Below are 26933 nucleotides of genomic sequence, written 5' to 3'. Positions count from 1 at the left end.
ATTCGCTCCAGAGCCCTTCGCTCCCTTCTTTTCCGAGGCTTCCCCGCAGCGGATTACTCCGCTGCGACGCTCGGTAGCTATGGAGTTGAACCGACAACTTCTCCAGCGGAACTTTCATCCGCTGGACACCAGCGCCTTTCGGGGCGCACTAACAGAGCTTCCCCTAACTTCGCGCGCCGATTCGCTGCGCAGGACCCCGGTTATGCGGTTTGGGCCGATTCTCTATTCCATCGCGGACTGCGACGCCTCGATCGCGGCGAACGGGATCTGGTCGGCCGCGATCGCGCTTGTGTAATACGCCTCGGGCGCGCCCCACACGAGCGCCGGTTCGGCGCGCTTGCCGACGCCGATCGGATGCGCAAAAACCTGCTCGATGTTGGCGTTGATCCTGAGCGCGTTGGGCGCAAGCGGCGCCGCCAGCACGCCATTGCGAATCAGGTAGGAGTCGCCGCTCACCGTGCAGGTAAAGTCGCCCGCACGCTGGCCGTTGATCGGATAGGTGTACCAGACGCGGCCGACGTACAGGCCGTCGCCAACCGCGCGGATCAGTTCGCGCTCGCTCGTTCCTGCATGCGCGCGCAGGATCACGTTGGTCGCGCCCGATCCGGTGTTGGCGTCGAAACGCCGGACTGCGCTCTCGCCAAGGCGATATCCGCTGTGCGGCGGAAAGCTCGTCTGCGCAGCGCCGAGCGGGCCCAGCTTCTCAGCGCGATGCTCGTCGGTAGCAAGGCGATGGCTGTCGTAGAAATTCGATAGCAGACCGACCAGCCGTCCGTCTCGGACCATCACCGTGCGGCGCGCCGGCAGTCCCTCGCAGGTGAGGCGGCGGCGAATCGCTCCGCGCGCAGCCGCGGGATCGTCGATCAGGGTCAGTCGCCGATCCATCACCTCCGCGCCGAAACGCCCGTGGTATGCTGTACTCGCGGCGTGAAACGCGCCGGTCGAAAGCGAGGGAATCACCATGTAGTTGAGTATCTCCGCCACCGGCTGCGGGCCGAACACCACGCGGTATATTCCGCCCGGCGGCCGTTCGCCGCCGCCGAGCGCGAGCGCGCGCGCGACCGCGTCGCGCCCGGCTCGCGCCGCCGCCGCACGCATCCCGCCCGGCGTCGTGCCGAGCGCCGATGCGGAGCCCTTGGCACCGAGCGACTCGACCAGCGCCGTCACCATGCAGGTGAAGTGCGCGCCGGCCTCCGAGCGCACGTCGTCAAAGTTCGAGCTCGCAAGCGCCATCCGGTCGCGCATAATCGAGACGTCGCCGCCCAGCACCAGGCCGGGACCAGAACGGCTCGCGACCGCCGGAGCGCTGGCGAAAGCCTCGAGCGCGCCACTTACGATTTGCCATGCCGATTCGACCAGCGCTCCGTCGCCGGCGCGCATCAGGCCGCCCGCCGCCGCGCCGGCGGCACCGCCGGGCGCAAGCTTGCGCGGCGCGCGGGGCAATCCCGGGAAATGCGGGTCGACCAGCGCAGCGCGGCGTGCGCGCTCAAGCGCCATGCGGAGCGCTTCGGTCGTCAGATCCCCCGCCTCGCTCGCGGTACCGATCTCGCGCCCGTCGCGGCGCATCACGATCCGCAGCGTGAAGCCGTCGGCCACATGCGACTTGAGCTCCTCCACACCGCGCGAGGGGATGTCAGAGGTGTAGGCGATCCGCGCCACGCGATGCTCGGCCGAAACGCAGTAAATCTCGAACTCCGCGACGTCGCTCTCGCGCGTGAGCATCGCACGCGCTTCGCGCACGAACTTTTTGAGCTCCGCCGCCTCGCGCATCGCCGGCCGTTAGCCCCCGCCCAGACGCGCGCGCGAGCGCATCGTCGGCCCGCCGTTGGACATCCGCTTGACCTGCATCGGCTGCCCCTTGCCGCAGTTGGGAATCGCGATCAACCGCAGATCGTTGCCCACGGCGTCCACGTTCATGAAGAAATCCTTTGAGTCGGCGATAACGCTGCCGGCGCGGTAAAGCCGGCCGAGTCGCCCGTGGTCGATTTCGTAAACCCGGCGCGCCGAGATACGGAAGTTCTCGCGCGATTCAGCTATCGACGGGACCGCGCTGCCGCAAACGTAGTAGCCGTGCTCGACGTCGGCGATGATCCGCTGCGGATCGCTTTCGCCGGGCATCAGGAAGGTGTTCGACATGCGTATAAGCGGCACGTAAAAAACTTCGCTCGCGCGCGCCGAGCCGTTGGGCTCGACGCCGAGCACCGCAGCCGTCTCGCGTGAGTTGAGAAAGCCGCGGAACACGCCTTTTTCCACGTGCATCACTCGCCGCGCGCGCGTTCCCTCATGGTCGTAGCGATATTGGCCGTAGCCGTCGAGGCCGGGATCGGAGCACGCGCTCATCAGCGGCGAACCGACCTCGCGGCCGACCTCGCTATTGTCGAGCGAGCGCAGAAACCAGCTGCGTCCCGCGTACGCCGCTTCCATCTTGAGCGCGCGGTCCGCTTCGCTCGGATGGCCGATGATCTCGTGAGAGACCAGCGCGTTGAAATGCGGATCGGTGACCACGGTCACTTCGGCCTCGGGAGGCTTCAGCACCGGCGCCGCGGCCAATTCGCGCGCTTCGCCCGCGAGCTCGAGCGCGAACGTCCCAAGGTCGGGATTGGGCATCAGCTCGCCGCGCCATCCGTCGGAGAGACACTCGAGCCCGCGCTGCTGGCCGATCGTGTCGTAGATCTCCTGATGGCCGTCGCCGTTTTGCGCGACGATGTAGCAATCGCCCTGCGAAAACGCGAAGCCCTGGCTGATCAGCGTGCCGTCGCTGCCGGCGAATATTTCCTCGCGCAATTCGCTGAGCGCCGCGACCGCGTTGAAGGCGATCTCGCTACCCAGAGCGGCGACCCGCGCCGAGGCCTCGCGGCACAGATGGCCGATCTCGCCCGGATCGAGCGTGCGCGGGTCGCGCCGGTAGACCGCCGCGATCTGATCATGCACGGCGGCACGCGGCGCAAGCGGCGCGCCAAGCAGGCTTCGCACACGCGCCGAATTTGCCGGATTCCCGCTCAGCGCGCGGATGAGCGCGGCCTTTTCGCGCGCGTCCAGGCGCGCGCGCTCGTAAGCCTCGCCAAGCGCGGCACGGATTGCCGCCACAAGCCGCCCCGGGCGTAGCGCCAGGCGGCCGACTTCGACTCCGGTCTGACTTGTACCGGAAGCGCTCGTCATCCCCGGCGCGCCCGAGCGCTCGTCCACCCGCACGCTGACGCTGAAACCTGCGCTCTCTCCTTCCTGGGCCGAACGCGCCTCGCCGTCGGTCGCCGAAGCCGTCCGGGAAAACATCGCCTCGAAGCGTAAGTCGGCAGAGACCGCGCCGCGATGGCTGCGGATGAAGGCACGCAGCAGGCCGGGTCCTTCTCGTTTGAGGAAATCGGCCGCGTCGAAAAGATCCGTCGATGTAACCGCCGGCGCCAAGGTTAGGATGCACTCAACAACAGGAGGAACGCGGAGCGCGCCGCCGCATGCGCCCCTAGATCACGCCTTCCTGTTTGAGCCGCTCGACCTCGGCGGCGTCGAAGCCCAGGTATTCGGAAAAGACCTGATTATTGTGCTCGCCCAGCAGCGGCGCCCGCTTGACCTCGACCGGAGAGTCCTCGAGCTTCACCGGGCATCCCGGCATCGTGAACTCGCCGCGCGTGGGATGCGGCACGGTGACGACCATGCCGCGTTCGCGCAGATGCGGGTCGTTGAGCAGCTCGACGCTGTCGAGCACTTTGCCGCAGGGAACGCCCGCTTCGCCTAGGATTCTCATCACGTCATGCTTGGTGTGTTGGCCGGTCCAGGCGCTGATCGCCGCAGTCAGGTCTTCGATATGCTGCAGGCGCGAGCGCCGATCCTTGAAACGCTCATCGACGGCCATTTCCGGGCGTCCGATCACGTTGCACAGACCCGTCCACATCTCCGGCGTCGTGCACAGGATATAGACGTAGTCGTTGGGGCCGCCCGGAGCGCATGGATAAGTGTCGGCGGGCGCGCCGGCGGTGATGCGATTACCCATCCGGGGTACTGGCTTGTGCGTGATGTACGTTCCCATCATCGGCACGCGGCAGAAATTGAGAATCGCATCCTGCATCGAGAGCTCGACTTTCTGCCCCTTGCCGGTGTGCTCGCGCTGGATATACGCGGCCAGCACGCCGATCGCCGCGTGCATCCCGGTGCCGGTGTCGCCGATAGTCGGCCCGGGCTTGAGCGGCGGGGTCTCCGGCGTGCCGGTCAGCGCCATCGCGCCGCCCGAGGCCTGGGCGATCATGTCGAAGCTCTTGTATTTGCTGTACGGGCCGTACGTGCCGAAGCCCTTGATGGTCAGATAGATGAGGCGCGGATTGATTTCGCGCAGCCGCTCCCATCCAAAGCCCCAGCTCTCGAGCGTGCCGAGCGAGAAATTCTCCGACAGCACGTCGACGCTTTTCAGCAGCTCGACGAAAATCTTCTTGCCGCGATCGTCTTTGAGATTGAGCGTGATCGAGCGCTTGTTGGCGTTGAGCAGCATGAAGTAGTGCGAGTCGAGGCCCTGCTTCTCGCTCAGCTGCCACCGCCCCTGCTCGCCCTTGCCCGGCGCCTCGAGCTTGATGACGTCGGCGCCCAACCACGCCAGCATCTCGGTGCATGAAGGACCGGCCTCGAACTGCGTCAGATCGAGGACCTTTACGCCTGCCAACGCCTTTTCCATTGCCGTCCTCCTGCCGAACCTGCGCCGCGCAGTGTTTGATCCCTTCTAGCCCCTGCGGTCATCCCCGGCAAGTGCAGGATGTCGGCGCCTGTCGTGCGCGCGCGGGCGCGGTCTGCTAAGAATTGTCTGGTAGCGATGTCAAACGCGGCGGCCAGCCTCGCGCGCATCCGCGAGGAACTCAACCACAGTTTCCAGGAACGCGCCGATCTTATCGACGGCGCGCTCTGCGCGCTGCTCTCGGGCAGCCACGTGCTGATCATCGGGCCGCCGGGCACGGCCAAGTCGATGCTGTCGGACGAGCTCTGCCGGCGCATCGAGGGCGCAAACTATTTCCAGTGGCTGCTCACCAAGTTCAGCACGCCCGAGGAGATTTTCGGCGCGGTCAGCCTAAGCGGCCTCGAGCATGACGACTACCGGCGCGTCACCGCGCACAAGCTGCCCGAGGCGCACATCGCCTTCCTCGACGAGATTTTCAAGTCCAACTCCTCGATTCTCAACGCGCTCTTGACGATCATCAATGAGCGCCTGTTCCACAACGGACGCGAGCGCGTGCGCGTGCCGCTCATCACGCTGTTCGGGGCCTCCAACGAGCTGCCCGACGAGGAAGAGCTGACCGCGCTCTACGATCGTTTCATGCTGCGCTTCACCGTCGATTACATCACCGAGGAGTTCCGCTTCCTCAAGATGCTCGAAGGGACGCGTCCCGCCGCGCGCACCACGCTGAGCTTTGCCGAGCTCGACGAGATGCGCGCGCAGACCCGCGCGGTCGCGATCCCGGGCGGCGTGCTCACTGCCATCGGCGAGCTCCGCCGCGAGCTCGGCCGCCAGCAAATCGTGGTCTCCGACCGGCGCTGGCGCAATTCGCTCGACGTGCTGCGCGCGCATGCCTTGCTCTCCGGCCGCGCGGCCGTCACCGAGGACGACCTCGGCTTTCTCGAGCACGTGCTTTGGAAGGACCCTGAGGAGCATCCGAAAGTCCGCGACGCGCTCTATCGCCTGGTCAAGGGCTACGAGGAGCAGGCGCGCGAGCTCCTGATCCAGAGTCAGGAATTGCGCGACTACGCCGAGCGGGCGTGGGAGAGCGACGAACTCCGCAGCCGCGCGCTGGTCGAAGCCCACACCAAGATCGCCAACATCCTGGTGCGCTTCGATCACCTGGTGCGCGAAGCGGCCGAGAGCGGACGCACGATGCAGGGGCTGGAAGCGATGCGCTCGCAGGTCAAGGAAATTCAGCAGTCGATGCTGCGCCGGATCTAGGCCGCAGCCGAAGAGAGCGCTCGCCGATGCCAGCCGAGGAATCGACCCCCGCAATCGTGCTCCGCGCGCGCGACTACATGGAGTCCGATCGCATCGTCACCCTGCTCACGGAGCAGGCGGGCAAGCTCGGCGGCATTGCCAAGGGCGCCAAGGCGTCGCGCCGGCGCTTCGAGCATCGGCTCGAGCCGTTCTCGCACGTGATGTTGTATTTTCGTCGCCGCCCGCATGGCCAGTTGGTCTTCATCACGCGCGCCGAAGCGGCCGGCCTCGAGCCTTTTCGTCTCGAGGATGACCTCGGCCGCCTCGCGCTCGGCGCCTACATGCTCGATCTGGCCGACGCGTTGACCTCCGAGGATGCGGAAGCGTCGGGCGCTTATCGGTTGCTGGCCGAAGCGCTCTCTGCGCTCGGCGCGGGCGAAGCCGGCGCCGCGCTGCGTCAGGCCTACGAGCTCCAGATGTTCCGATGGGCCGGGTTCGGAATCGAGTTCGACCGCTGCCGCGTCTGCGGCGAGAGCCAGGCCGGCGCGCCGGCCGTATACTTCATCATCGGGCGAGGCGGAATCGTTTGCGCGCGATGCCGCGACAACGCACCCGAGGGCGGCATCCGGCTGAGCGCGGCCAGTGCGGCGGCGCTCGCCGATTTGCAGCGGATGCCGCTGGCCGCGGCCACTTCGGCGCCGGCGGCAGGCGCCGACGGCGCGCTCGCGATCGCGCGCTCCATCGCGTCGGTGGTCGATCGCAAGCTCAGGTCGGTTGAGTTCCTGGACTCGGTGATCGCACCCGCGACGCGCGCGTAACCTCGGCTCCGCGCGAGAAGCATCCACTTCTTTCGAAGACAGACGACGAGGAGCGATAGATGAAAGCGATCCGATTCGATCGGCTGGGCGGCGCGGAAGTGATGGAACTGCGCGAAGTGCCGAAGCCTGAGCCCAAGCCGGGAACAATCATAGTCAAGAATCAAGTTATCGCGATCAATTTCGGCGACATCCTGTTTCTGCGCGGCGAGTACCTGGTCAAACCCGTGTTCCCGGATACGCCCGGGATGGAAGCTGCCGGCGTGGTCGATTCTGTCGCACCCGACGTCAAGGACATCGCGCCCGGCGCGCGCATTGCCTATATCGGAATGGGCGCTTATGCAGAGTACACGCGAATTCGCCGCTCGCGCGCGATTCCGCTCCCCGACTTCATGGACTTCGAACAGGGCGCCGCGTTCCCCATCGCCGTGCTCACCGCCTGGCACCTGCTCCATAGCTGTCACCGGACCACGCCGGGACAGACAGTGATCGTTCATTCGGCGGCCGGTGGAGTCGGCATCGCGGCAGTCCAGATCGCGAAAGCCGCGGGAGCGCGTGTGTTCGGCACCGTCTCGAGCGACGACAAGATCGCGCTGGTGCGGAAGTTCGGCGCCGACGAGGCGATCAATTACGCGGCGCGCGATTTCGCGGAAGAGGCGATGCGCCTGACCGGCGGACGCGGCGTCGATCTCATCCTCGACGCGGTAGGCAAACCCACTCTCGTGAAAGGGCTCAGATGCCTCGCGCCGTTCGGTCACCTGATCACTTACGGCCGCGCGGGCGGCATCCCCGATCCGGTCAATCCGATGACGCTGTTTAGCAAGGCGTTGAAGATAAGCGGCTTCGCAGTGCCGATGGTGTACGCGATGCACGAGATTCATCGGCGGGGGCTGGAAGACGTTTACCGGCTCGCGCGCGAAGGCAAGCTGACCGTGCCGATCGGCAGGAAACTCGCGCTGGCGGACGCGGGCGAGGCGTTGCGCTACCTGCAATCGCGCCGGTCGGTGGGGAAACTGTTGCTGATTCCCTGAAGACCGCGCGGTTCTCAGTCGGCGCCCATACGCGGGCGCCGGACACCACAGTGCGGCGCAATACCCATCCGCTCGTAGTAGCGCTGATGGTATTCCTCGGCGCGATAGAATAGCGCCGCCGGAGCAATCTGGGTCACAATAGGCGCGCCGAGCTCTCCCGCTTCATCGAGACGCTTGAGCGAGGTTTCGGCCGCCGCCTTCTGCGCAACGTCGTGGTAGAAAATCACCGAGCGGTATTGCGTGCCGATATCGGGGCCCTGACGGTTCAGCGTGGTCGGATCGTGAATATCCCAGAAAAGATCCAGCAGCCGCTCGTACGAAACCATCGCCGGGTCGTATTCGACCTGCACGACTTCGGCGTGCCCGGTCTTGTCAGTACATACCTGCTGGTAGGTCGGATGTTTGAGCCAGCCGCCCATGTAACCCGAGGTCGCGGCGATAACCCCGTCGAGTTCGCGAAAGGCGGACTCAACGCCCCAGAAACATCCGCCGCCGAAAGTGGCTATTCGTCTTCGCGCCATCTTGCGGAAAACATCCTGCTTGATGAAATTCCCCTTTTCGGGCGCAAAACAGAAAGGGCGCCCCGGTGAGGGCGCCCTTCCGAATCGTAATACCCGGTTGCCCTCTACAGCTTTACATAGACGCTCTTGATCTGCGTGTAAAGCTCAATTGCGTACTTGCCCAGCTCGCGTCCGAAGCCCGATTGTTTGTAACCGCCAAAGGGCGAGATCGGATCGATCATTCCGTAGCAATTGACCCAAACGGTGCCGGCCTTGAGCGCGCGCGCGACCTTGTGCGCGCGGCCAACGTCGCTGGTCCAAACCGCCGCCCCGAGGCCGTAGTCGGTGTCGTTGCCCTGGAGCACCGCGTCGTTTTCGTCCTTGAACGGAATGGTCGCGGCGACGGGACCAAAGATTTCCTCGCGCGCGATCCGCATCTTGTTGTTCACGTCGGCGAAGACGGTCGGCTTCACGAAATAGCCCTTGCCACCCATCGCTTCGCCGCCGACGGTCACGCGGGCGCCTTCCTGCTTGCCCAGTTCAAGGTAGCCCTTGACCTTGTCGAACTGTTCCTTGGAGACCAGCGGACCCATCATGGTGCTGGGCTCGAGGCCGTCGCCCACGGTCATGCCGGCGCTGAACTTGGCGAGCGAATCGTTGAACTTGTCGTAGACGTCCTTCTGTACGAAAATCCGCGTGCCGGCGCAACATACCTGGCCGGAGTTGAAGAACACGCCCATCATCGAGTTCGGGACCGCCTGCTCCATATCGGCGTCGGGAAAGATGATGTTCGGGGATTTCCCGCCGAGTTCCAGCGACACCCGCTTTAAGTTGCCCGCCGACGCCTTGAGGATGATCTTGCCGACCTCGGCCGAGCCGGTGAAGGCGACCTTGTCGATATCCGGATGCTCGGAGATCGAGCTGCCCGCGCCGGGGCCGAAGCCGGTGATTATGTTGACGACGCCTTCGGGCAATCCCGCTTCCAGGATCAATTCGCCGAGGCGAAGCGCCGTGACCGGGGTCTGTTCGGCCGGCTTGAGAATCACGGTATTGCCGCAGGCCAGGGCCGGACCGAGCTTCCACGACGCCATCAGCAGCGGAAAGTTCCACGGAATAATCTGTCCGCATACGCCGACCGGCTCGCGCAGCGTGTAGTTGAACATCGAAGGGTCGGACGGATTGGTGTCGCCGTAGATCTTGCTGCACCATCCGGCGTAGTAGCGGAAGGTCTCGGCCGCGCCCGCGATGTCGATCGCGCGTGCCTGGGTCTTCGCCTTGCCGTTGTCGAGCGTCTCGAGCTCGGCCAATTCGTCGGCGTGCTGCTCGATCAGGTCGGCGATCTTCAACAGGTACCGGGCCCGTTGATGCGGTCCGATCTTCGACCATTTGCCGTCCTCGAACGCCTTGCGCGCCGCCTTGACCGCGTCATCGACGTCGGCCTTGTCGCCTTCGGCAATCAGCGCAAGAACCTCTTCGGTCGCCGGATTGAGGGTCTCGAAGGTCTTGCCCGACTTCGCCGGCACCCATTTTCCGCCGATAAGCAATTTCTTGGGTGAAGCTTTGAGGAAATTCAGCGCCGCGCTGGAGCGCGCGCTGCCGGCCGCCCGTTCTGCCGATGGTGTGGTTGCTCCCATAATTTGCTCCTTATGTTCGATGGCGCGCGCGCCATCGTTGAATTCGCCGCTGCCTAGGAATTAAGGCGTGCGATCACCTGTCCCATTTGCGCCGTGTCGTATGCGCAAAGCTGCCTGACCTCGTTGGCGAAGGCGCTTGAGTTCAGCGCGTCGAGCATCGCACGCACCGGAGGCGAGTCCATCTCGCGTTGCAGGATGACCACATCATAGCGCTCTTCGCGTACTGTGACAAAATCCAAACTGAAGGCCTCCGCCCCCACTCGCAGCGTCAGTCCGGCGTCAGCCTCGCCCGCCGCGATGGCGGCGGCGACCTCGAGATGGCCGCTTAGCTCGCGCGCGTAGCCTGCGATCCGCCGCGGCACGATCTTCAACTCGGCCAGCGCCTGGTCGAGCACGAGCCGTGCACCGGAACCCGCCTCGCGGTTGACGATCCGGAGGCCGGGCATTGCAAGGTCGGCGATACCACGTACGCCGAGCGGATTGCCCCGCCGGACGCCCAGCCCGAGCTCCCAGCGCGCAAAGTTCACCATAATCGCCTGCCGCCGCTTGAGCGCCTCGCGCACCGCCGCCAGGTTGTAGTCGCCGCCCTCGCGGTCGCCGAGATGTACTCCGGCGGCATGCACTCGCCCCGCGAGCAGCGCGGCGAGGGCCGCGCGGCTGCTCCGTCCGATCGGCGTAAGCGTGGTGGCCGGCCGATGGCGCGCCATCCAGTCCGCAAGAATCGTCACCGCCGGATCGCATCCCGCAACCAGCAGTGTCGCGTCGATCTGCTCGCGCGTGCGAAACGCGGCCACCTGCGCGTGCCGGCCGCGGGCGTGCTCAAGCACGCCCGCGGCCGGCACCAGGCGCATCGCTGGCGCCGGCTGGGCGAGCGCGACCAGTCGTCCGCCGACGCGCCCCAGCGCGATCGCCGGACGCGCCGGCAGCGCCGGCGCGCCTTGCCGCGCGCCGCCGCGGGCCTCGGCCCAGTCGGCCTCGAGCAGCGCCGGCGCCCCTGCGCTGCCGAAGAGCGCCTCGACGCTATGGCCCAGCTCGCGCGCAAGCGCGAGCGCCGCGCCGACACCCGGCTGATAGAGGCCGGACTCGATCGCGCCCAGGGCCTGGCGCGAGAGTCCGGCGCGCCGGGCGAGTTCGTCCTGGCTAAGTCCGCGCGCGACACGCGCGCGGCGCAGTATCGCTCCGCTCTGCTGAGCCCGCTCGTCTTCGATTTCTCGCGGCTTAGCCATGATACTTGTCAGGTCGCCTGTATAATGGCATAAACACCCCGTGATGAAAACATTCGATTCCGTTCTGTTCCGCACGGCCATCCTTACAGCCGTTCTCGCTTTCTCAATCATGCACTCGGTGCAAGCTCGCGCACAGGGTCCAGCACCCTCATCGACCGCGATGACGATTGCGAACCCGCCGCCCGTTTCAGAGCCGTCCCTGATGTCGCCCGTGGTGCAGTATTTCGTCGACTGGTTTCCGCGCGTGACGCGCATCCAGAGCGAGCAGCCGCACTGGGTCACGCCGCTGGTGACGGTAACGCCGCGCCTGGAAGAGGAGTACCGCTACGATCAGCTCTGGCAGGCGCAGCCGCATGGCAAGGCGCTCGACAACTTCGGCGCCAACAAAGGGCTCGAGCTGATTCCGTTCCAGAACACCGAGATCATTCTCGGGGTTCCGGGATGGATCGCGCACAACGGCGCGCTGCCGCCGAAGCCGAAAAAGGGCAAAAAGCCGCCCCCCAAGCCCGCGAGCGACGGCTGGGCGGATGAAACGTTCCTCATCAAGTACCGCATCCTCTCCGGCAACGAGGAAAACGGCGACTACATCCTTACCGCGTTCATGGGTTTCCAGGTGCCGACTGGCGACGACGGCAACAGCGCCGGCCACACGATTTACACGCCAACCGTCGCCTTCGGCAAAGGCTTCGGCGACTTTGCCTTTCAGAGCACCGTCGGCGTCGCGATTCCCAACGGCGGCGTCGATCGGCTCTCGATGCCGCTTAACTGGAACACCGCCTTCCAGTATCGCGTCATGAGGTATTTCTGGCCGGAACTGGAATTCAACTACACCTGGTACACGCTCGGCGAGAACACCGGCAAGAACCAGCTGTTCATCACCCCTGGACTGATTATCGGGCGCATTCCGATCCATGACCGCGTCGGGATGACCTTCGGCGCCGGATACCAGGTCGCCGTTACTCATCATCCCGCATACAACCATGCCGTTATCGCGACCGGACGTATCCCTTTCTAGGAGGGGGATGGAGCACCGATGGACAGACTCGGACGTAGCAGGATAAGACTCGCCGTTCTCGTCGCCGTCGCCGTCGCAGCCTGCGCGGTGGCGATGTTCGTCGCAGGACGCGGCGATGCCGAGGCGCTGATGCCGCTCCAGGTCGCGTACGCCGGGTCGATGGGCTCGATGATGGACGGCGGGGTGCGCCCGGCGATCGCGAAGGCTATGGGAGCCGAGCTGCAGGGACGCGCTTCCGGCTCGACCGGACTTGCCAATCTGATCATCGCGAGCAGCATCCGGCCGGACGTGTTTATCTCGGTAACGCCGGGACCGATGCGCGCCGTGCTGAAGGCGGGCAAGGCCACAAGCGCGATCCCGATCGCGCGAACTGAGATGGTTATCGCGTACAGTCCAAAGAGCCGGTACGCGGCGGCGCTGGCCAAGGCCGGCGATGCAGGCGCGACGCCCTGGTGGCAAATCCTGCAAACCCCGGGGTTTCGCTTCGGCCGCACCGATCCAAATACCGACCCGCAGGGGTTGAACATCATCTTCGTGATGCAGCTTGCGGCGGACTTTTACCATCAGCCCGGCCTCGGAGAGAAAATTCTCGCACCGCAGATCAATCCGCAACAGATTTTTCAGGAACCGCAGGTGATGGCGCGGCTGCAGGCGGGACAACTCGACGCCAGTTCGGCCTACAAGACGCAGCCCGGCGCACTTGGTCTGCCGTTCCTTGCGTTGCCGCCTGAAATCAATCTCGGCTCGTCGTCGATGGAGCAGGAGTACGCGAAGGTGAGCGTCACCCTGAACGGCAAGGTGCATCGGCCTTCCCCGCTCGTCTTCTACGCCGCAACGCTCAAGGATGCGCCGCAGCCAAAGCTGGCGGAGCGCTTTGTTGCCTGGCTTCAAGGTCCCGAAGCGCGCCAGATTCTCTCGCGCTACCGCTACGATGATCCCGGTGACGCCAAGCCGCTGGTGCCGTAGTATAGAGTGTCGTGCGATCTTCCTGGTGGGCCCGGATGGGCATGCTCGCGTTCACGCTCGCGCTGCTGTACCCGTTGCTCGGGCTTTGCGCTCCGGTCGGCCGATGGCAATGGGACGGCAGCATCCCCGGCTCGACGGCCTCCGCGGTCAGCGTATCGCTGACGCTCACGGGAGTCGCCCTGCTGCTCGACGTGATCGTCGGCACGCCGGTTGCCTGGTATCTCGCGCGTGCGACCGGCCGCGACAAGATCGCGTGGGAGGCGGCGGTCCTGGTCTCGGTGCTGATGCCGCCGCTTGCGCTGGGTATCCTGCTCTCGCTCGCCTTCGGTCCCACGATGAAGCCGGGCGCGTGGCTGCTCAGGATGGGCTTGCCGACGGCCAACAGTCCGCTCGCCTTCATCGCGACCCAGTTCTACGTGAGCGTCGGCTACTATATCGTGGCCGCGCGCGCCGCGCTCGCGGCAGTGCCCGTCGATCTCGAGCGGACAGCAGCGCTGCTCGGATTGCGCCCATACGAGGTGTTTCGCCGCGTGACTTTTCCGCTCGCGCGGCTAGGCTTCGCCGCCGCGGTGAGCCTCGCATGGGTGCGCGCGCTCGGCGAATTCGGCGCGGTGGTCGTAACCGCCTATTATCCGAGCGGGATGCCGGTGCAGATATGGATCAACCTGCAGGACGCCGGGATGCCGGCGGTTATGCCGCTGCTGGTGGTATTCCTTCTCACCGCGCTGCCGCTCCCATGGGCGATTCATCTGCTCGCGCAAAGGCGCTACGCCGATGCCAACGCTTGATGCGCGTATCGTAAAGCGCCGGCGCGCGCTTACCGTGGACGTGCGCTTGCGCCTGGAGCAGGGAGAGCGGCTTGGGCTCTTCGGCGCTTCGGGAGCGGGCAAGAGCACCGTGCTCTCGTGTCTTGCAGGAATCGAAGCGCCCGACGCCGGCCGGATTCAGCTTGGCGACACGCTGCTGTTTCCGCCGCATCTGCCGCTCTATCAACGGCCGCTCGCCTATCTCACGCAAAGCGACTCGCTTTTTCCCCATCTAAGCGTGGCGGACAACGTCTGTTTCGGACTGCGCGGACACGAGGACAACGGCGCGCGCGGATGGGTCGAGGAACTCAAGCAGCGCCTCGCGCTCGGGCCGCTATGGAACGAATCGGCGCAGCGGATTTCCGGCGGCCAGGCGCGCCGCGTCGCGCTTGCGCGGATGCTCGCTCGGCGCCCGCCACTCCTTCTGCTCGACGAACCGTTCACGGCGCTCGACGGTCCCACGGTTGCGGATCTCGTAGAAGCGATCCTGCAATGGCATCGCGAACTCGGCTTCACGCTCATCGCTGTGGACCATCGCGCGGACATCCTGGAGCGGCTGTGCACGCGCGCCGCGGCGATCGAAGACGGGCGCGTCGTCCAGGAAGGTTCGTGGGACGAGCTTACATCGGCGCCGGCGACGCCGATGCTGGCGCGCCTGCTCGGGATCTGACCCAGGGCGGCTTGGCCGCCTCCGGCGCGCCGCGGCGCGCGCGCCGCTCAATCCTCGACGATCAGCGGGGGCTTGAAACGGCCGTTTTCGTATTCCACCAGCACGATTCCGCAGTTGGGCGGAACGTGCGCGTTGTCCCAATGTCCGACGAGGTGCGCCCAGCACGTCAGCATCACGCCGCCGTGGCTGACCACCGCCAGTTCGCCGCCGCCGGCGAGCACCGCCAGCCGCTCGAGGATTGGCGCCACGCGCACGCGTACGTCTTCGTAGCTCTCGCCGCCCTCCGGACGCCACAGCCACATCTTCTCGGTTTCGAACGTCGGATCGTCGCGCACCGCGTCGTAAGGCTGTCCGCGCAAGTAGCCGAAGTGACGCTCGTAGAGGCCGGGCTCGACCTCGACCGGCAAGCGCAGCGCGGCGGCGATAATCTCGCCGGTCTCGCGCGCCCGCGCGTAGGGGCTGGTGATGACGAGGCGCGGATTGAAAATCCGCGCGATGCGGCGTGCCGCCTGCGCGGCCTGCTCGCGCCCCAGGTCGGTGAGCGGCGCGTCGGGAGTGGTGGTGAAGCGGCGCTCGCGATTACCCTCGCTCTCGCCGTGACGGACCATTATCAGCTTACCCATCTATCGGAGTTGCCCAACTATCGAATCGTCCATCGCAAACGTACGGCTCCGCTTTCCCCGCGGTTTGCGGGTCAGGTTTTCGTGCCGCCGCCCTCGGGGTTGTTGAACGCGCGGCGCAGGTTCAGAAACGGCTCGAACAGATCGAGCGGAATCGGAAAGACGGTGGTCGAATTGTTCTCGGCCGCGATCTCCTTGAGCGTCTGCAGGTAACGGAGCTGAAGCGTTACCGGACTCTTGTTCATGATCTCGGCCGCCTCGGCCAGCCGCTGCGCGGCCTGGAACTCGCCTTCAGCCGCGATCACCTTGGCGCGCCGCTCGCGCTCCGCTTCGGCCTGCGCGGCGATCGCGCGCTGCATGTCCTGCGGCAGATCGATGTTCTTGAGCTCGACCAGGGTGACCTTGACGCCCCACGGTTCGGTCTGCGCATCGACGATCTCCTGGATGCGCGCGTTGAGCTTGTCGCGCTGGGCCAGTAATTCGTCAAGTTCGGTCTGGCCGCCGACGGAACGGAGCGTGGTCTGCGCCAGCTGCGTGGTCGCAAAAAGGTAATTCGCGACCTCGGTCACGGCGCGCGAGGGGTCGAGCACGCGGAAATAGAGCACCGCGCTCACCTTGATCGTGACGTTGTCGCGGGTGATCACGTCCTGGGGCGCGATGTCCAGAGTGACCGTGCGCAGATCGACGCGCACCGATCGCTCGAGAACCGGAATGATGAAAATCACGCCCGGACCGCGAAACGGGGTGAGCCGGCCCAGCCGGAAAACCACCGCCCGTTCGTATTCGTTGAGCACCCTGAGCCCGCTTAGCAGGATCGCGACGCCAATCACGATGATGATTCCCAGTGCCGGTCCCATAAATCTCTCCCCGCCTTCATCTCGCGGGCGCCGGCGCCCGCAGCTTCGTACAGTTTGAGGAAAATGCCGCTCTACGATTCGCCGCGCACCTCGATCTCCAGTCCGTGCACTGCAATCACGCGCGCCCGGGCGCCGACGCCGAGCGCTTCGCTGCTTGCCGCGCGCCAGTGCTCGCCGTGCACGAAAACCCGTCCCGGCGCGCCCGGTGCGATCGCTTCGCGCACTTCGCCAATTTCGCCGACCATCCCTTCGCGCCCGGTCGTGGGACGCCGATGCCGCTCGCGCAGGACGATCCAGCCAAGGCCCAGGATGAACGCGCTCATCGCGGCCGCCGCGCCGGCGATAATCCCGCGGTTCACCTCGAGGTCGGTCTGCGAGCTGTCGATCAGAAACAGCGAGCCGATCACGAACGCGATCACCCCGCCGATGCCGAGCACGCCGTAACTGCGGAGAAAGGCTTCGGAGACGAGCATCCCGATTCCCAGCATTAACAGCAGCAGCCCGGTCAGGTTGATGGGCAGGATCTCGAATGAGCCGAGCGCGAGCAGAAGACAGATCGCGCCGACCACGCCCGGGAGGTAGAAGCCCGGATGGGCGAACTCGAAATAGATCCCCACGATTCCGGCCAGCATCAGCAGGTACACGATGTTGGGGTCGGCGAGCACGTTGAGCAGCGCCTGCCCCAGCGTCATCCGCAGGCGGCGAATCGCGGCGTCGGCGAGCTTGAGCTTCACCACCGCACCGCCGCCGACCTTGACCTCGCGGCCCGATGCCTGCACCAGCAGGCTCCGCAGGTCGGGCGCGACGATGTCGATCACGTGGCGCTTGAGCGCCTCGGCTTCGCTGATCGCCGCGCTCTCGCGCACCGCCTGCTCGATCCATTCTTCGTTGCGGCCGCGCGAGCGCGCGATACTGCCCGCAAACGAAGCGGTGAAGTTCTCGATCTTCTTGCCTACCACGCCTTTGATCTCGCTGCCGCCCTCGCCCACCGGATGCGCCGCGCCGATCGTGGTCCCGGGCGCCATCGCGGCGACTGCCGCCGCCTCGGTGATGAAGGTCCCGGCCGAGGCCGCGCTCGCGCCCGACGGCGCCACGTAAACGATCGTGGGAAGTGGCGCGTTGAGCAGGTCCTTGACGATGCGCTGCGCCGAGCCGAGCAATCCGCCGGGGGTGTCGAGCTCGATCACCAGCGCGCCGGCGTTACGCGCACCGGCGTACGCAATTCCGTCCTCGATATACGCGGCTACCGCCGGGTTGATTGAGCCGTCAACCTTGATCAGGCAAACCCACGGCGGCGCCTCGATAGCCGCAGCCCCCGCGGAGGGCGTGGCCAAGCTCGCTGCGCGGTGGTCGTGTTCGGCGGCGGCGAGGCCGATCCCGCCGAGCACGAGCGCGCATAGCGCAGCGCACACCCGCGGCGCGGATGCCCCAATTCCCCCCCTCGCTATCACGGCCGCCGACTCATCGCGCGCCCCCGCGCGCCGGTACCTCGAGCCCGAGCAGCTTCATCACTTCCTGTATATCCTGCCATACCACCCGCTTCTCGCCCGGACTGCGCAACAGGTAGGCCGGATGGAATGTCGGCATCAGTTTGACGCCGCGCACTTCATGCCAGTTGCCGCGCAGCCGGCTGATCGGCGTCTTGACCTTCAGCAGCGCCTGCACCGCGAAGGTGCCGAGCGCGACGATCGCACGCGGACGCACGAGATCGATCTGGCGCATCAGGAACGGCTCGCACGCGGCGACTTCGTCGGACTCGGGATTGCGATTGTCGGGCGGGCGGCACTTGATCACGTTGCAGATATAGACGTCGGACCGCTTGAGGCCCATCCCGCGCTCGATGATGTCGGTCAGCAGTTGCCCGGCGCGGCCGACGAACGGCTCGCCGCGCGCGTCCTCGTCGGCGCCGGGAGCCTCGCCAACGAACATCAGGTCAGCCCCGGGATTGCCGACGCCGAAGACCAGATGCGTCCGCAATGGCGCGAGCTTGCAGCGCTTGCAATCGCCGATGAAGGCGCTCAACTCCTCGAGTGACGTGGTTTTTTCGAGGCCCGGATAGCGCGAGAGCAATTCCCCGGGCGCCGGCAGCGGCGCGGGCCGCGATGAAGCGGCGGCGGCGCGAGCCGAGTCGCCGGCGGACGAGACGGCTGCGGCGGCAGGGGCCGGCGGTTTGGATACGGATGCGGGTTTGTCGGCGGCGGCAGTGGCAGCGCGTGCCGCCGTAGCGGGCAACCCCTCGAGTCCCTCCTCGGCGAGTTGCGAAAGGTAATCGCGGACGGAATCCAGGAGCAGGCGGCGATGCTCTGGCGCGCTCAGGTCGCGGCTCATAACATCAGGTCAGCGTCCGGCCGCGGTCCGGGCCCCGGATATGATTATCGCCACCGTAATCGCCCTCGTCGTCGGGTTCATCGCGCTCAGCGCTCCGCCGGCCTTTGCCTGGGGGCCGGTCACTCATATTGCCCTGGGGGTGCAAGTGCTTGCGAGCGTTAGCACCCTGGAGGAGCCCCTACAAGCCATCCTACTCTCAATGCCCGACGCTTTCCTGTATGGCTCGCTCGCGCCCGATATCGTGCAGGGGCGCCGTCTGCAGAGCCGGCTGCGGCGCCATTCGCACAACTGGGCGACCGGTTTCGGGCTGCTGAGCGCCGCGCGCGGGAGCGAGGAGCAGGCCTTTGCGCTCGGCTACCTCGCCCATCTCGCGGCCGACGTGCTCGCGCATAATTTCTATCTGCCGACGCGCTGGATCGGCCGCTTCAACACCACGGTCGCGAGCCATATCCTGAGCGAAGCGCGTTTCGACTCGATGCAGGATGCGGCGCATCGCGAAACCCTTGTGCGGTTGATGGCGATCGACTTTCGCGCCCTCGACAAGACGCTCAGCCGCCAGATCGATTCCCCGCTGCTCCCCTTCCGCGCGCAAAAGCGCATCTTCGAGGGCGGGCTGCGCAGGATTCGCCAATGGAATCGCGTCATCCTGGCGATAGGCCGGCTCAGAGCCCATGACCGCGCGGATGCCGAAGTCTTCTGCTCGGCTTCCTGCTCGGCGATCGACGGCGTGATGCGTGACGGCGACGAGGCGCCCGCCTGCCGGTTCGATCCGATGGGCCAGCGAGCGCTGCGCAACGCCCAGCGCGCCCGCCGCACGCTGCAACGCCTGGCACGGATGGGGCCGGAAACCAGGCGCGCCGCGCGCCAGCTGGCCAACTCGACGGTCGCGGAACTGCGCTCGCATCTGAGCCAGGTGCCCTTCGGAGGTCCGTCGAAGCCGTCCTGAGCGCGCGAATCCTTCCCAATTGCTCGGCCAAAAAGAGGGCAGGCCGCGGGCTTGTGATACGCGCGCTATCGGTGTTATCACGGCGACGCCGGCATCATTCCGGCGAGGAAGCCCATATGGAAAACGGCGGCAAGCAAAACCCCAACATGTTGTCCGGCGTGCGCGTGCTGGACTTCACGCAATATCTCGCAGGCCCGACGGTAACGCGATTCATGGCCGAGATGGGCGCCGACATCGTCAAGGTCGAGCAGGCGCCGATGGGCGACCCGGCGCGGCTCTTGCCCGCCATACGCGACGGCCGGAGCGCCTACTTCGTCCAGCAGAACCGCGGCAAGCAGAGCCTTTGCCTTGACTTCGCCAAGCCTGAATCGATCCAGCTTTTGCGCGAGCTCGCGAAAAAGGCCGACGTGGTGGTGGAAAACTACGGGCCCGGCGTGATGGAAAAGCGCGGCCTCGATTACGCCTCGCTAAGCAAGCTCAACCCGCGGATCATCATGGCGTCGATTTCGGCCTTCGGGCGCAAAGGGCCGCTCTCGCACAAGGTCGGTTACGACTTCATCGCCCAGGCCTTCTCGGGACTGATGCACATGACGGGCGACCCCAACGGACCGCCGATGTTCGTCGGGCTGGGCATCGGCGATCAGACGAGCGGCGTGCACGCGTTCTCGGCGATCGGCTACGCGCTATTCTATCGCGAGCGCACCGGGATCGGCCAGTACATCGACATCGCGATGGTTGATACGCTCTACCACATGCACGAAGCGAACATTCAGGTATGGGCGACCACCAATGGCGAGTACGTGCCCAAGCGGATGGGCTCGCAGCATGAACTGGTGAGCCCGTGCGGCTCGTTCAAGGGGCCCGAGGGCTACATCGTGGTCCTGGTGCTCGACCGGCAATGGCCCTCGATGGCGCGCGCGATGGGCCGACCCGAGCTCACCCAGGATCCGCGTTTCGCCACGATGCGCGACCGGGCGAAGAATCGCTTCGAGCTCGCCGCGATCGTCGAGCAGTGGATGCAGGCGCAGCCCTCCAACGAAGCGGTGCTCAAAATTCTCGAAGAGCATCGCGTCGCCGCGGCGCCGGTGATGACCGTGGTCGAGACGGTGAGCCATCCGCACTACAAGGCGCGCAACATGATTCGCACGGTCCCCGATCCGATCCTGGGCGAAGTGATGATTCCCGGCTTCCCGCTGAAGTTCTCGGCCTTCCCCGAGCCGCTGGAGATCAGGGCGCCTCTGCTGGGCGAGCACGGGCCAGCGATTTTACGCGGGCAACTCGGAATGGGCGACGCCGAGATCGCACAATTGCAGAGCGCCGGCGTGCTTCACTCGGAGAACAAGTAGGCCGGGACGCGCGCGCCGTGCGCAACGGTGCGCGCGTTGACATTTTTCGCGGACTGGCGAAGTTAAGCAATCGCAGTTTATTTCCGTAACTTAACATCCGGGAGGAGAAATCATATGCAAGTCGGTTATTTTCCCTGCACCCAGGATCCGCCCAACGGCGCCAATATCGGCGGCGTGCTCCGCGAAGCGATCGTCGAGGCGCAGGTTGCGGAAGAGAGCGGATTCGACAGCTGCCTGTTCAGCGAACACCATCAGCAGGAAGACTGTTACATCCCCAACGTCATCCTGATGGCCGGGATGGTCGGGGTGTGCACCAAGAAGATCAAGGTCGGCACCTGCGTCACGCTGATTCCGCTGTGGCATCCGGTGCACGCCGCCGAAGACGCCGCGATCGTCGATCAGATAACCGGCGGCCGCATGATCCTGAGCGTCGGCGTGGGCTACCAGGACCGCGACTTCGAGGCCTTCGGTCTTTCGATCAAGGAGCGCGCCGGGCGCAGCGAGGAAGGCGTCGAAGTGCTCAAGAAATGCTGGGAGCAGGAGCGCTTCAGCTATCACGGCAAGTTCTACAACCTCGACAACGTGATGATCACGCCCAAGCCGCTGCAGAAGCCGCGCCCGCCGATCTGGATGGCGGCGTGGAGCGACGTCGGGATCAAGCGCGTCGCGCGCATCTCTGACGCATGGATAACCTCGCCGCTCGAGCACGTCAAAGTGATCAAGCGCTTCGCCGACCTCTATCGTGCCGAGTGCAAGAAGCACGGCAAGAAGCCGTACCTGGTGCTGATGCGCGACATGTGGGTGTCGGACTCGATGGATTCGGCGCGGCGCGAGAGCGGCCCGCTGATGTACACGCACAAGTTCTACTACCGCAACAACGGCTACGCGCCGGACGAAGTGATCGACAAGGTCAAATCGGAAAACGACTGGACGTTCGACGTCGCCTCGCCCAACCGCCTGATCGTCGGCTCGCCTAAGGATTGCCTCGAGCAGCTGCAGATGTGGCAGCGCGAGGTGCAGCCGGACTACCTCGTCCTGCGCATGCGCCATCCGGGCGGCCCTTCGCACGAGCGCACCAAGGAAGCGATCCGGGTGTTCGGCAAGGAGATCGGCCCGAAGCTCTGATTCGCTGAATCGAATCGGTTCCCGTGCGGGCTGCGGCCGCGGCGCGATCGCCGCGGCCCGCATTTTTTTCACCACGATGCGGAGCTACGGCGGGAATTGCCCGACCAGCGGCGGAGCTTGCGCGATCAGCGGACGGCGCGCAGCGTGCGGCGGCCGGATCGGGCCGCGCGCACGGCGAGCAGCCGATCGAGGATCACGTCGGCGACCTCGTCCTTGGTGAGCTTGGGATGCTCGACGGCGCGGCCGTCGTCGCCGATGATCGTCACCACGTTGGTATCGACGGCAAAGCCAGCGTCGCTGCGCGACACATCGTTGGCGACGATGAAGTCGAGGCGCTTGCGCCGCAGCTTGTCGGCGGCGTTTTCCTCGAGCCCCTGGGTCTCGGCGGCGAAGCCGATCACGATGCGCGAGCCTTTGCGCGCGCTGAGCCGCGGCATTTCGTCGGCGATGCCCTCGAGTTCAAGCGTCATCCCGCGCGCGTTTTTCTTGATCTTGTGCGGGGCCTGGAGCGCGGGACGAAAATCCGCCACCGCCGCCGCCATCACCAGGGCCGTGCTCCATGGAAAGTCGCGCGCGGTCGCGCTCAGCATGTCGGCCGCGCTTACCGTGTTGATCCGCTCCGCGCCGTAGGGCGTGGCAAGCGGCGACGGCCCGGCAATCAGCTTCACGCTCGCGCCACGCTTCCACGCCGCGCGTGCGATCGCGAAGCCCATCTTGCCCGTCGATCGATTCGAGACGAAGCGCACCGGGTCGATCATCTCCTGCGTCGGCCCCGCGGTGACCAGGATGCGTTCGGCGCCGAGGTCGTGCGGCGACAGCATCCGCGCGATTTCCTCGACGATCGAAGCCGGGTCCGGCAGCCGCCCCTTGCCCTCGTAGCCGCACGCGAGCTCGCCCGCGGCGGGCTCGATAACCGTGACCCCGCGCGCGCGCAGCCGGGCAAGGTTCTCGACCACGGCCGGATGCTCGTACATGTGCACGTTCATCGCCGGCGCAAAGGCGACGGGGCATCGCGCGGCGAGCAGCACGGTGGTGAGGATATCGTCGGCGATCCCGGCCGCGGCCTTGCCGATTACGTCGGCACTGGCGGGCGCAATCACGATCGCGTCGGCGGTGTCGGCGAGCCGGATATGGCCGATCTCGGACTCCTGGGTGAGGCTGAAGGTGTCGGTCGCGACCGGATTGGCGCTGAGCGCCTGGAGCGTGAGCGGCGTGATGAACTCGGCGGCGTTGCGCGACATCATCACGCGCACCCGCGCCTGCTCGGCGCTCAGCAGTCGCACCAGCTCGGCGGCCTTGTAAGCGGCGATTCCGCCGCACACGCCGAGCACGATCGTCTTGTCCTTCAGCACACCCATCGCAGCACGCTCATCGCAGCACACTCATGGTGGAACCAATTCTACGGCGGCGGCGGCAGTCGGAGAAAGAGCCTCGCGGACGCGGCGTCCGATCCCGCGCCTAAGGGCGCGAACCGAAAAAGACCGCGAAGCGCCATTGCTTGAACGCGCAATCGACCTCGACAAAGCCGGCGGTGCGCATCCATTCGAGCTGATCGGCGAGCGTGGCGCATCGGTCGTGCCGCATCCGCTCGACCGCCCGCTCGTATTCGGCGCGGTCAACGCCCGAACCCAGCACCTGCTCGTCCCACAGCCGCCGATAGCGTGCCTCGGCCGCCGGCGTGGGCCCCAGCACCTGCTCGGCATTGACGAACAGGCCGCCCGGCCGGAGCGCCTCGAGGACGCGCGCGAAGAGCGAGCGCTTGGCGCCGTCGTCAAGGTGATGGATTGAGAGCGCGGAGACCACCAGGTCCCACGGACCGCCGAGGCTCTGCTGCGTGTAGTCGCTCACCTCGAAGCTCACGCTTGAGCGGCCGGCGGTGGCGAACCTCTGCCGCGCCTGCGCGAGCATTGCGTCGGACACGTCGACTAGGTGAATCCTCGCTCCAGGCAGGCGCTCGAGTACCATCGCGGAAAAGAGCCCGGTGCCCGCGCCGAGATCGAGTACGTCGAGTGCCGCCGGCGCGCGCGCGCCGGCCCAGTCCGTGATCGTGTCGAGCGCGCTTCCGTAGAAGCCGTCAAAGCATGGGACCAGATTGCGCCGCACGGCGTCGTAGCCCTGCGCGCCGAGGCTGAAAAGGCGGCCTACCGTGTTGCTGGAACCGCTCATCGGCTGCGATGCGGGGGCGGCGTGATCGGCGTCCGGCTTCGCGCCGGGCGCGCGCGGCGTTAGCGCTCGATCTCGCCGCTGATGAACTTCTCGACCCGTTCGCGGGCGATATCGTCGGCGATCTGGCGCGGCGGATGCTTCATCGTGTAGGCCGCGATCGAGTAGAGCGGTCCGCCGATCTTGCGATCGCGCGCCAGCCGCAGGCATCGAATCCCGTCGATCACCACGCCCCCCGAGTTGGGCGAATCCTGCACCGACATCCTGAGCTCGAGCTCGATCGGAATTCCGGCGAAGCCCTCGCCCTCGATCCGCAGAAAGCAGACCTTGTTGTCGTGCTGCCAGGCGACATAATCCGAGGGACCGATATGCACGTCACCATCGGGCATCCGCTCGGGCATCACGCTCTGCACCGCCTCGGTCTTGGACTTGCGCTTGGAGCCCAGACGCGAGCGGTCGAGCATGTTGAGGAAGTCGGTGTTGCCGCCGGTGTTGAGCTGGTAGGTGTGGCGCACCTTGATCCCGCGGTCGGCGAACAGCTTCATGATGGTGCGATGCAGTATGGTCGAGCCGAGCTGCGACTTGACGTCGTCGCCGATCACCGGAATCTTGCGCTCGCTGAACTCGGCCGCCCATTTCTCGTTCGAGACGATAAACACCGGCATGCAGTTGAGCAGGCTCACGCCCGTCGCCAGACAGGCGCGCGCGTAACGTTCGACCGCCTTCTGGCTGCCTACCGGCAGATAGCACAGCATCACTTCGGCGCCGCTCTCGCGCAGCCGCCGTTCGATATCGACCGGCTTTTCCTTGGACGGCAGGAAGCTCGATTCGGGCGGGTACTGGGCCATGTGGTCGGCGACGCCGTCGTGAACTTCGCCCATATCGACGGTGACGCCGTAGTTCGGCAGATCGCGCCAGATGGTGATGGTGTTGTTCGGCGGCGCGAAGCAGGCGTCCTCCAGGTGGCGTCCGACCTTGCGCGAATCGATATCGAACGCGCAGGCGACCTCGATATCGCCCGGCTTGTAGCCGCCAAGGTCGTAGTGCATCAGGCCGACCGGGCTGCACTGCGCTTTGGCCGGGGCATTGCGGTAATACTCGATGCCCTGGAGGAGTGAGGACGCGCAGTTACCCACTCCGACGATCGCTAATCGAATCTTCGCCATATTCCCCTTCTCAGTTCACCGCCCCGTTTTCACAGGTAATCCCCACAAATGTCCCTCAGGCGCGCCCGTCGCGGCCGCCCCCGAGAGATAAGCGGAACTGATAGTGCTCTGTCGTTTTATCGGAGCGCGCGAGCAAAGTAAATTGGCCGGACCGCAGTTACCAACAGCGTCCGGGACGGTGGAATTAGCCCGTTCGGTCCTGGGCTTACGCGCAAAAAACATCGCGTCAACGAACAAAGGGCGAACGATACTTGCCGCTAGTCCTTCGGCATCGCAGCGAGCACGCCGCGCGCGAGATCCATGAAGGCGCGGCTCGCGGGATGCTCGGGGTCTTTCAGCACGATCGGCATCCCCGCGTCGCCTGCCTCTCGCACCTCGATATGTATCGGGATCTGCGCCAGCACGCGGGTGCCCTCCTCCATCGCGAGTTTTCCTCCGCCGCCCGCGCCGAACAGCTCGTCGCGCTCGCCACAGTCGGGGCACACGAAGCAGCTCATGTTCTCGACCACGCCGATAATCGGGCAGTGAAGCTGATGGAGCATCTGCACCGCCCGCGTCGCATCAAGCAGCGCGACGTCCTGCGGCGTGGTGACGATGACGGCGCCGTCGAGCGCGACCTGCTGCGCCAGGGTGAGCTGTGCGTCGCCGGTTCCCGGCGGCAGATCGACGATCAGAAAATCCTGCGTGCCCCAGAGTGTGTCCTTGAGAAACTGGCGCACCGCGCCCATCACCATCGGGCCGCGCCAGATGACCGGCGACTTTTCGGTCAAAAAGAAGCCCATCGAGATGAGCTTCACCCCGTAGCGCTCGACCGGATAGAAATTCTGGCCGCCGGCCGCGCGCGGCCTCTCCTCACCCACGCCGAACATCATCGGGACGGACGGCCCATAGATGTCGGCGTCCATCAGCCCCACCGTCATACCGAGCCGCTTGAGCGCCATCGCAAGGTTCACGGCGACGGTCGATTTGCCGACCCCGCCCTTGCCGCTCAGCACGGCGACCACGTAGCGCGTGCCCTCGAGGCGCACGCGGCCGGTCTTCTCGCCCAGCTCGGCCTCGAGCTTGCGCAGCTTGAGTTCGACCCGCGCGACGCCCAGGTCGCGCTTGAGCCTGGTGCTGATCGCGCCGGCGAGATCGTGCATCAGGCGATCGTCCTCTGTCGCCTTGCGCAGGATCACCGCAAAGCCGCCGGGAGATTCCAGCGGTTCGACGGCTTCGACTATTCCCAGAGAAACGACGTCGGCGGCGTAGCCGGGGTAGCTCACGCGCCCGAGCGCCTCGAGCACTGCATCGACGGTTATCTGCCTGGCCACAGAGCGATTATTTCAGAAGCCGCGGCGCGCGCGAAGCGTACTTGATGTGGTAGGACGTAGAGACCTGCTCGGATCGATATCGCGAAGCCCACATTTGGAGGTTAATGCCAGTGAAGCGCACATTTTCAATCGTAAGTCTGACAGCTGTCGCGCTGACAGCCATTGTGCTGACGGCGGTCGCGGGAAGCCTGACCTTTTGGACCCCAGGCGCCGCAGCCCAACCCTTCATGTCCGGGAACCAGCAGGGCCCAGCATCCCAGGCCGCGCCCGCTCAGCCCGGCGGCTGGAACATGGGCATGGGGCGGGGACCGATGAACGGAGCGCCCGTGTGGAGAGGTCATAACATGTGGGGCGGCCCGAACATGTACGGTCCCGGCATGATGGGCGGTGAGAACATGATGGGCCGTGACATGCACGCGATGCCGATGATGCCCGCTTGCGGCCACGGCATGATGGGGCCGGGACCGATGATGGGGATGGGACCAATGGGACAGGGACCGATGGGGAAGA

Annotated in this window: 25 protein-coding genes; 11 read left to right on the top strand and 14 right to left on the bottom strand. The window is 65.9% G+C overall.

Annotation, left to right across the window (positions count from 1 at the left end; translation table 11 throughout):
- Nucleotides 1–222: 222 nt before the first annotated feature.
- The 3 genes from VMI09_06915 to VMI09_06905 are packed head-to-tail and all read right to left on the bottom strand — an operon-like array spanning nt 223 to nt 4660.
- Complete coding sequence (locus tag VMI09_06915; GenBank protein HTQ24411.1) at nt 223–1770, bottom strand: metallopeptidase TldD-related protein; 1548 nt, start codon at nt 1768–1770, stop codon at nt 223–225.
- A 9-nt stretch (nt 1771–1779) separates the two neighbouring features.
- Nucleotides 1780–3405 (bottom strand): TldD/PmbA family protein, encoded by a 1626-nt coding sequence (locus tag VMI09_06910; GenBank protein HTQ24410.1) that lies wholly within the window; start codon nt 3403–3405, stop codon nt 1780–1782.
- Between the two features lie 55 nt (nt 3406–3460).
- The gene (locus VMI09_06905; protein HTQ24409.1) at nt 3461–4660 is read right to left on the bottom strand and encodes a formyl-CoA transferase; all 1200 of its coding nucleotides are present in this window, start codon (nt 4658–4660) and stop codon (nt 3461–3463) included.
- 135 nt (nt 4661–4795) lie between these two features.
- Between VMI09_06905 and VMI09_06900 the strand changes: the two genes are divergently transcribed.
- Genes VMI09_06900 through VMI09_06890 form a run of 3 tightly spaced genes read left to right on the top strand, consistent with a single transcriptional unit; the run spans nt 4796 to nt 7742 of the window.
- On the top strand, nt 4796–5917 hold the full coding sequence (locus VMI09_06900) for an AAA family ATPase (protein HTQ24408.1): 1122 nt from the start codon (nt 4796–4798) through the stop codon (nt 5915–5917).
- A gap of 26 nt (nt 5918–5943) precedes the next feature.
- The gene (gene recO, locus VMI09_06895) at nt 5944–6714 is read left to right on the top strand and encodes a DNA repair protein RecO (protein HTQ24407.1); all 771 of its coding nucleotides are present in this window, start codon (nt 5944–5946) and stop codon (nt 6712–6714) included.
- A gap of 59 nt (nt 6715–6773) precedes the next feature.
- The gene (locus VMI09_06890) at nt 6774–7742 is read left to right on the top strand and encodes a quinone oxidoreductase (GenBank protein HTQ24406.1); all 969 of its coding nucleotides are present in this window, start codon (nt 6774–6776) and stop codon (nt 7740–7742) included.
- A 14-nt stretch (nt 7743–7756) separates the two neighbouring features.
- On the opposite strand, the gene msrA is transcribed toward VMI09_06890, so the two are convergent.
- The 3 genes from msrA to VMI09_06875 form a co-directional block, all read right to left on the bottom strand.
- Complete coding sequence (gene msrA, locus VMI09_06885; GenBank protein HTQ24405.1) at nt 7757–8263, bottom strand: peptide-methionine (S)-S-oxide reductase MsrA; 507 nt, start codon at nt 8261–8263, stop codon at nt 7757–7759.
- 104 nt (nt 8264–8367) lie between these two features.
- Complete coding sequence (locus VMI09_06880) at nt 8368–9876, bottom strand: aldehyde dehydrogenase family protein (GenBank protein ID HTQ24404.1); 1509 nt, start codon at nt 9874–9876, stop codon at nt 8368–8370.
- A gap of 53 nt (nt 9877–9929) precedes the next feature.
- Nucleotides 9930–11102, bottom strand: coding sequence for a substrate-binding domain-containing protein (locus tag VMI09_06875; GenBank protein HTQ24403.1), 1173 nt, complete (start codon nt 11100–11102; stop codon nt 9930–9932).
- Nucleotides 11103–11304: 202 nt separating this feature from the next.
- On the opposite strand from VMI09_06875, the gene VMI09_06870 reads away from it, so the two are divergent.
- From VMI09_06870 to VMI09_06855, 4 genes are read left to right on the top strand one after another with little or no spacing between them, the layout of a single operon-like run.
- Nucleotides 11305–12117, top strand: coding sequence for a hypothetical protein (locus VMI09_06870; protein ID HTQ24402.1), 813 nt, complete (start codon nt 11305–11307; stop codon nt 12115–12117).
- Nucleotides 12118–12135: 18 nt separating this feature from the next.
- Complete coding sequence (locus tag VMI09_06865; protein ID HTQ24401.1) at nt 12136–13083, top strand: extracellular solute-binding protein; 948 nt, start codon at nt 12136–12138, stop codon at nt 13081–13083.
- Nucleotides 13084–13118: 35 nt separating this feature from the next.
- Nucleotides 13119–13871: an ABC transporter permease subunit gene (locus VMI09_06860; GenBank protein ID HTQ24400.1), complete on the top strand. Its 753-nt coding sequence runs from the start codon at nt 13119–13121 to the stop codon at nt 13869–13871.
- Nucleotides 13858–14559: an ATP-binding cassette domain-containing protein gene (locus VMI09_06855; GenBank protein HTQ24399.1), complete on the top strand. Its 702-nt coding sequence runs from the start codon at nt 13858–13860 to the stop codon at nt 14557–14559. The genes VMI09_06860 and VMI09_06855 overlap by 14 nt, the downstream gene beginning before the upstream one ends.
- 47 nt (nt 14560–14606) lie before the next feature.
- Here VMI09_06855 and VMI09_06850 read toward each other — a convergent pair whose 3' ends face one another.
- The 4 genes from VMI09_06850 to VMI09_06835 all read right to left on the bottom strand — a co-directional run bounded on the left by VMI09_06850 (nt 14607) and on the right by VMI09_06835 (nt 18364).
- Nucleotides 14607–15182 carry a histidine phosphatase family protein gene (locus tag VMI09_06850; GenBank protein ID HTQ24398.1) on the bottom strand — a complete coding sequence of 192 codons (576 nt, stop codon included), beginning with the start codon at nt 15180–15182 and terminating at the stop codon, nt 14607–14609.
- 71 nt (nt 15183–15253) lie between these two features.
- On the bottom strand, nt 15254–16036 hold the full coding sequence (locus VMI09_06845; protein HTQ24397.1) for a slipin family protein: 783 nt from the start codon (nt 16034–16036) through the stop codon (nt 15254–15256).
- 71 nt (nt 16037–16107) lie between these two features.
- Nucleotides 16108–17370 (bottom strand): nodulation protein NfeD, encoded by a 1263-nt coding sequence (locus tag VMI09_06840; protein ID HTQ24396.1) that lies wholly within the window; start codon nt 17368–17370, stop codon nt 16108–16110.
- Between the two features lie 127 nt (nt 17371–17497).
- On the bottom strand, nt 17498–18364 hold the full coding sequence (locus VMI09_06835; protein HTQ24395.1) for a uracil-DNA glycosylase: 867 nt from the start codon (nt 18362–18364) through the stop codon (nt 17498–17500).
- A gap of 40 nt (nt 18365–18404) precedes the next feature.
- On the opposite strand from VMI09_06835, the gene VMI09_06830 reads away from it, so the two are divergent.
- The 3 genes from VMI09_06830 (at nt 18405) to VMI09_06820 (ending at nt 21781) form a co-directional block, all read left to right on the top strand.
- Nucleotides 18405–19310 (top strand): zinc dependent phospholipase C family protein, encoded by a 906-nt coding sequence (locus VMI09_06830; GenBank protein HTQ24394.1) that lies wholly within the window; start codon nt 18405–18407, stop codon nt 19308–19310.
- Nucleotides 19311–19426: 116 nt separating this feature from the next.
- A complete protein-coding gene (locus VMI09_06825; protein ID HTQ24393.1) occupies nt 19427–20656 on the top strand; it encodes a CoA transferase in 1230 nt (409 codons plus the stop codon).
- 114 nt (nt 20657–20770) lie between these two features.
- A complete protein-coding gene (locus VMI09_06820) occupies nt 20771–21781 on the top strand; it encodes an LLM class flavin-dependent oxidoreductase (protein ID HTQ24392.1) in 1011 nt (336 codons plus the stop codon).
- 125 nt (nt 21782–21906) lie between these two features.
- Here the strand turns inward: VMI09_06820 and coaBC are convergent, their stop codons facing one another.
- From coaBC to VMI09_06800, 4 genes are all read right to left on the bottom strand, one after another.
- Complete coding sequence (gene coaBC / locus VMI09_06815) at nt 21907–23139, bottom strand: bifunctional phosphopantothenoylcysteine decarboxylase/phosphopantothenate--cysteine ligase CoaBC (GenBank protein ID HTQ24391.1); 1233 nt, start codon at nt 23137–23139, stop codon at nt 21907–21909.
- 100 nt (nt 23140–23239) lie between these two features.
- A complete protein-coding gene (locus VMI09_06810; GenBank protein HTQ24390.1) occupies nt 23240–23947 on the bottom strand; it encodes a class I SAM-dependent methyltransferase in 708 nt (235 codons plus the stop codon).
- 59 nt (nt 23948–24006) lie between these two features.
- Entirely contained in the window at nt 24007–25110 is a 1104-nt protein-coding gene (locus VMI09_06805) for an inositol-3-phosphate synthase (protein ID HTQ24389.1), read from the bottom strand.
- A 257-nt stretch (nt 25111–25367) separates the two neighbouring features.
- Entirely contained in the window at nt 25368–26423 is a 1056-nt protein-coding gene (locus tag VMI09_06800; GenBank protein ID HTQ24388.1) for an Mrp/NBP35 family ATP-binding protein, read from the bottom strand.
- Nucleotides 26424–26734: 311 nt separating this feature from the next.
- Between VMI09_06800 and VMI09_06795 the strand changes: the two genes are divergently transcribed.
- The coding region (locus VMI09_06795) for a hypothetical protein (protein HTQ24387.1) at nt 26735–26933 on the top strand (199 nt) is incomplete at its 3' end.

Source organism: Candidatus Binataceae bacterium (assembly GCA_035500095.1).
In the GTDB taxonomy this organism is placed as follows: domain Bacteria; phylum Desulfobacterota; class Binatia; order Binatales; family Binataceae; genus JAKAVN01.
Note: the sequence above shows the minus strand (reverse complement) of the source record. Positions and strands in the feature narration are given on the sequence as shown.

Bases quoted from the DNA above. Each gene is read 5' to 3' on its own strand.
- VMI09_06860 (HTQ24400.1), top strand. From the start codon at position 13,119: ATGGGCATGCTCGCGTTCACGCTCGCGCTGCTGTACCCGTTGCTCGGG.
- VMI09_06845 (HTQ24397.1), bottom strand. From the start codon at position 16,036: ATGGGACCGGCACTGGGAATCATCATCGTGATTGGCGTCGCGATCCTG.
- VMI09_06850 (HTQ24398.1), bottom strand. From the start codon at position 15,182: ATGGGTAAGCTGATAATGGTCCGTCACGGCGAGAGCGAGGGTAATCGC.
- VMI09_06805 (HTQ24389.1), bottom strand. From the start codon at position 25,110: ATGGCGAAGATTCGATTAGCGATCGTCGGAGTGGGTAACTGCGCGTCC.
- VMI09_06915 (HTQ24411.1), bottom strand. From the start codon at position 1,770: ATGCGCGAGGCGGCGGAGCTCAAAAAGTTCGTGCGCGAAGCGCGTGCG.
- VMI09_06875 (HTQ24403.1), bottom strand. From the start codon at position 11,102: ATGGCTAAGCCGCGAGAAATCGAAGACGAGCGGGCTCAGCAGAGCGGA.
- VMI09_06880 (HTQ24404.1), bottom strand. From the start codon at position 9,876: ATGGGAGCAACCACACCATCGGCAGAACGGGCGGCCGGCAGCGCGCGC.
- VMI09_06890 (HTQ24406.1), top strand. From the start codon at position 6,774: ATGAAAGCGATCCGATTCGATCGGCTGGGCGGCGCGGAAGTGATGGAA.
- VMI09_06825 (HTQ24393.1), top strand. From the start codon at position 19,427: ATGGAAAACGGCGGCAAGCAAAACCCCAACATGTTGTCCGGCGTGCGC.
- VMI09_06810 (HTQ24390.1), bottom strand. From the start codon at position 23,947: ATGAGCGGTTCCAGCAACACGGTAGGCCGCCTTTTCAGCCTCGGCGCG.
- VMI09_06870 (HTQ24402.1), top strand. From the start codon at position 11,305: ATGTCGCCCGTGGTGCAGTATTTCGTCGACTGGTTTCCGCGCGTGACG.
- VMI09_06830 (HTQ24394.1), top strand. From the start codon at position 18,405: ATGATTATCGCCACCGTAATCGCCCTCGTCGTCGGGTTCATCGCGCTC.
- msrA (HTQ24405.1), bottom strand. From the start codon at position 8,263: ATGGCGCGAAGACGAATAGCCACTTTCGGCGGCGGATGTTTCTGGGGC.
- VMI09_06835 (HTQ24395.1), bottom strand. From the start codon at position 18,364: ATGAGCCGCGACCTGAGCGCGCCAGAGCATCGCCGCCTGCTCCTGGAT.
- VMI09_06820 (HTQ24392.1), top strand. From the start codon at position 20,771: ATGCAAGTCGGTTATTTTCCCTGCACCCAGGATCCGCCCAACGGCGCC.
- recO (HTQ24407.1), top strand. From the start codon at position 5,944: ATGCCAGCCGAGGAATCGACCCCCGCAATCGTGCTCCGCGCGCGCGAC.
- coaBC (HTQ24391.1), bottom strand. From the start codon at position 23,139: ATGGGTGTGCTGAAGGACAAGACGATCGTGCTCGGCGTGTGCGGCGGA.
- VMI09_06855 (HTQ24399.1), top strand. From the start codon at position 13,858: ATGCCAACGCTTGATGCGCGTATCGTAAAGCGCCGGCGCGCGCTTACC.
- VMI09_06865 (HTQ24401.1), top strand. From the start codon at position 12,136: ATGGACAGACTCGGACGTAGCAGGATAAGACTCGCCGTTCTCGTCGCC.
- VMI09_06900 (HTQ24408.1), top strand. From the start codon at position 4,796: ATGTCAAACGCGGCGGCCAGCCTCGCGCGCATCCGCGAGGAACTCAAC.
- VMI09_06905 (HTQ24409.1), bottom strand. From the start codon at position 4,660: ATGGAAAAGGCGTTGGCAGGCGTAAAGGTCCTCGATCTGACGCAGTTC.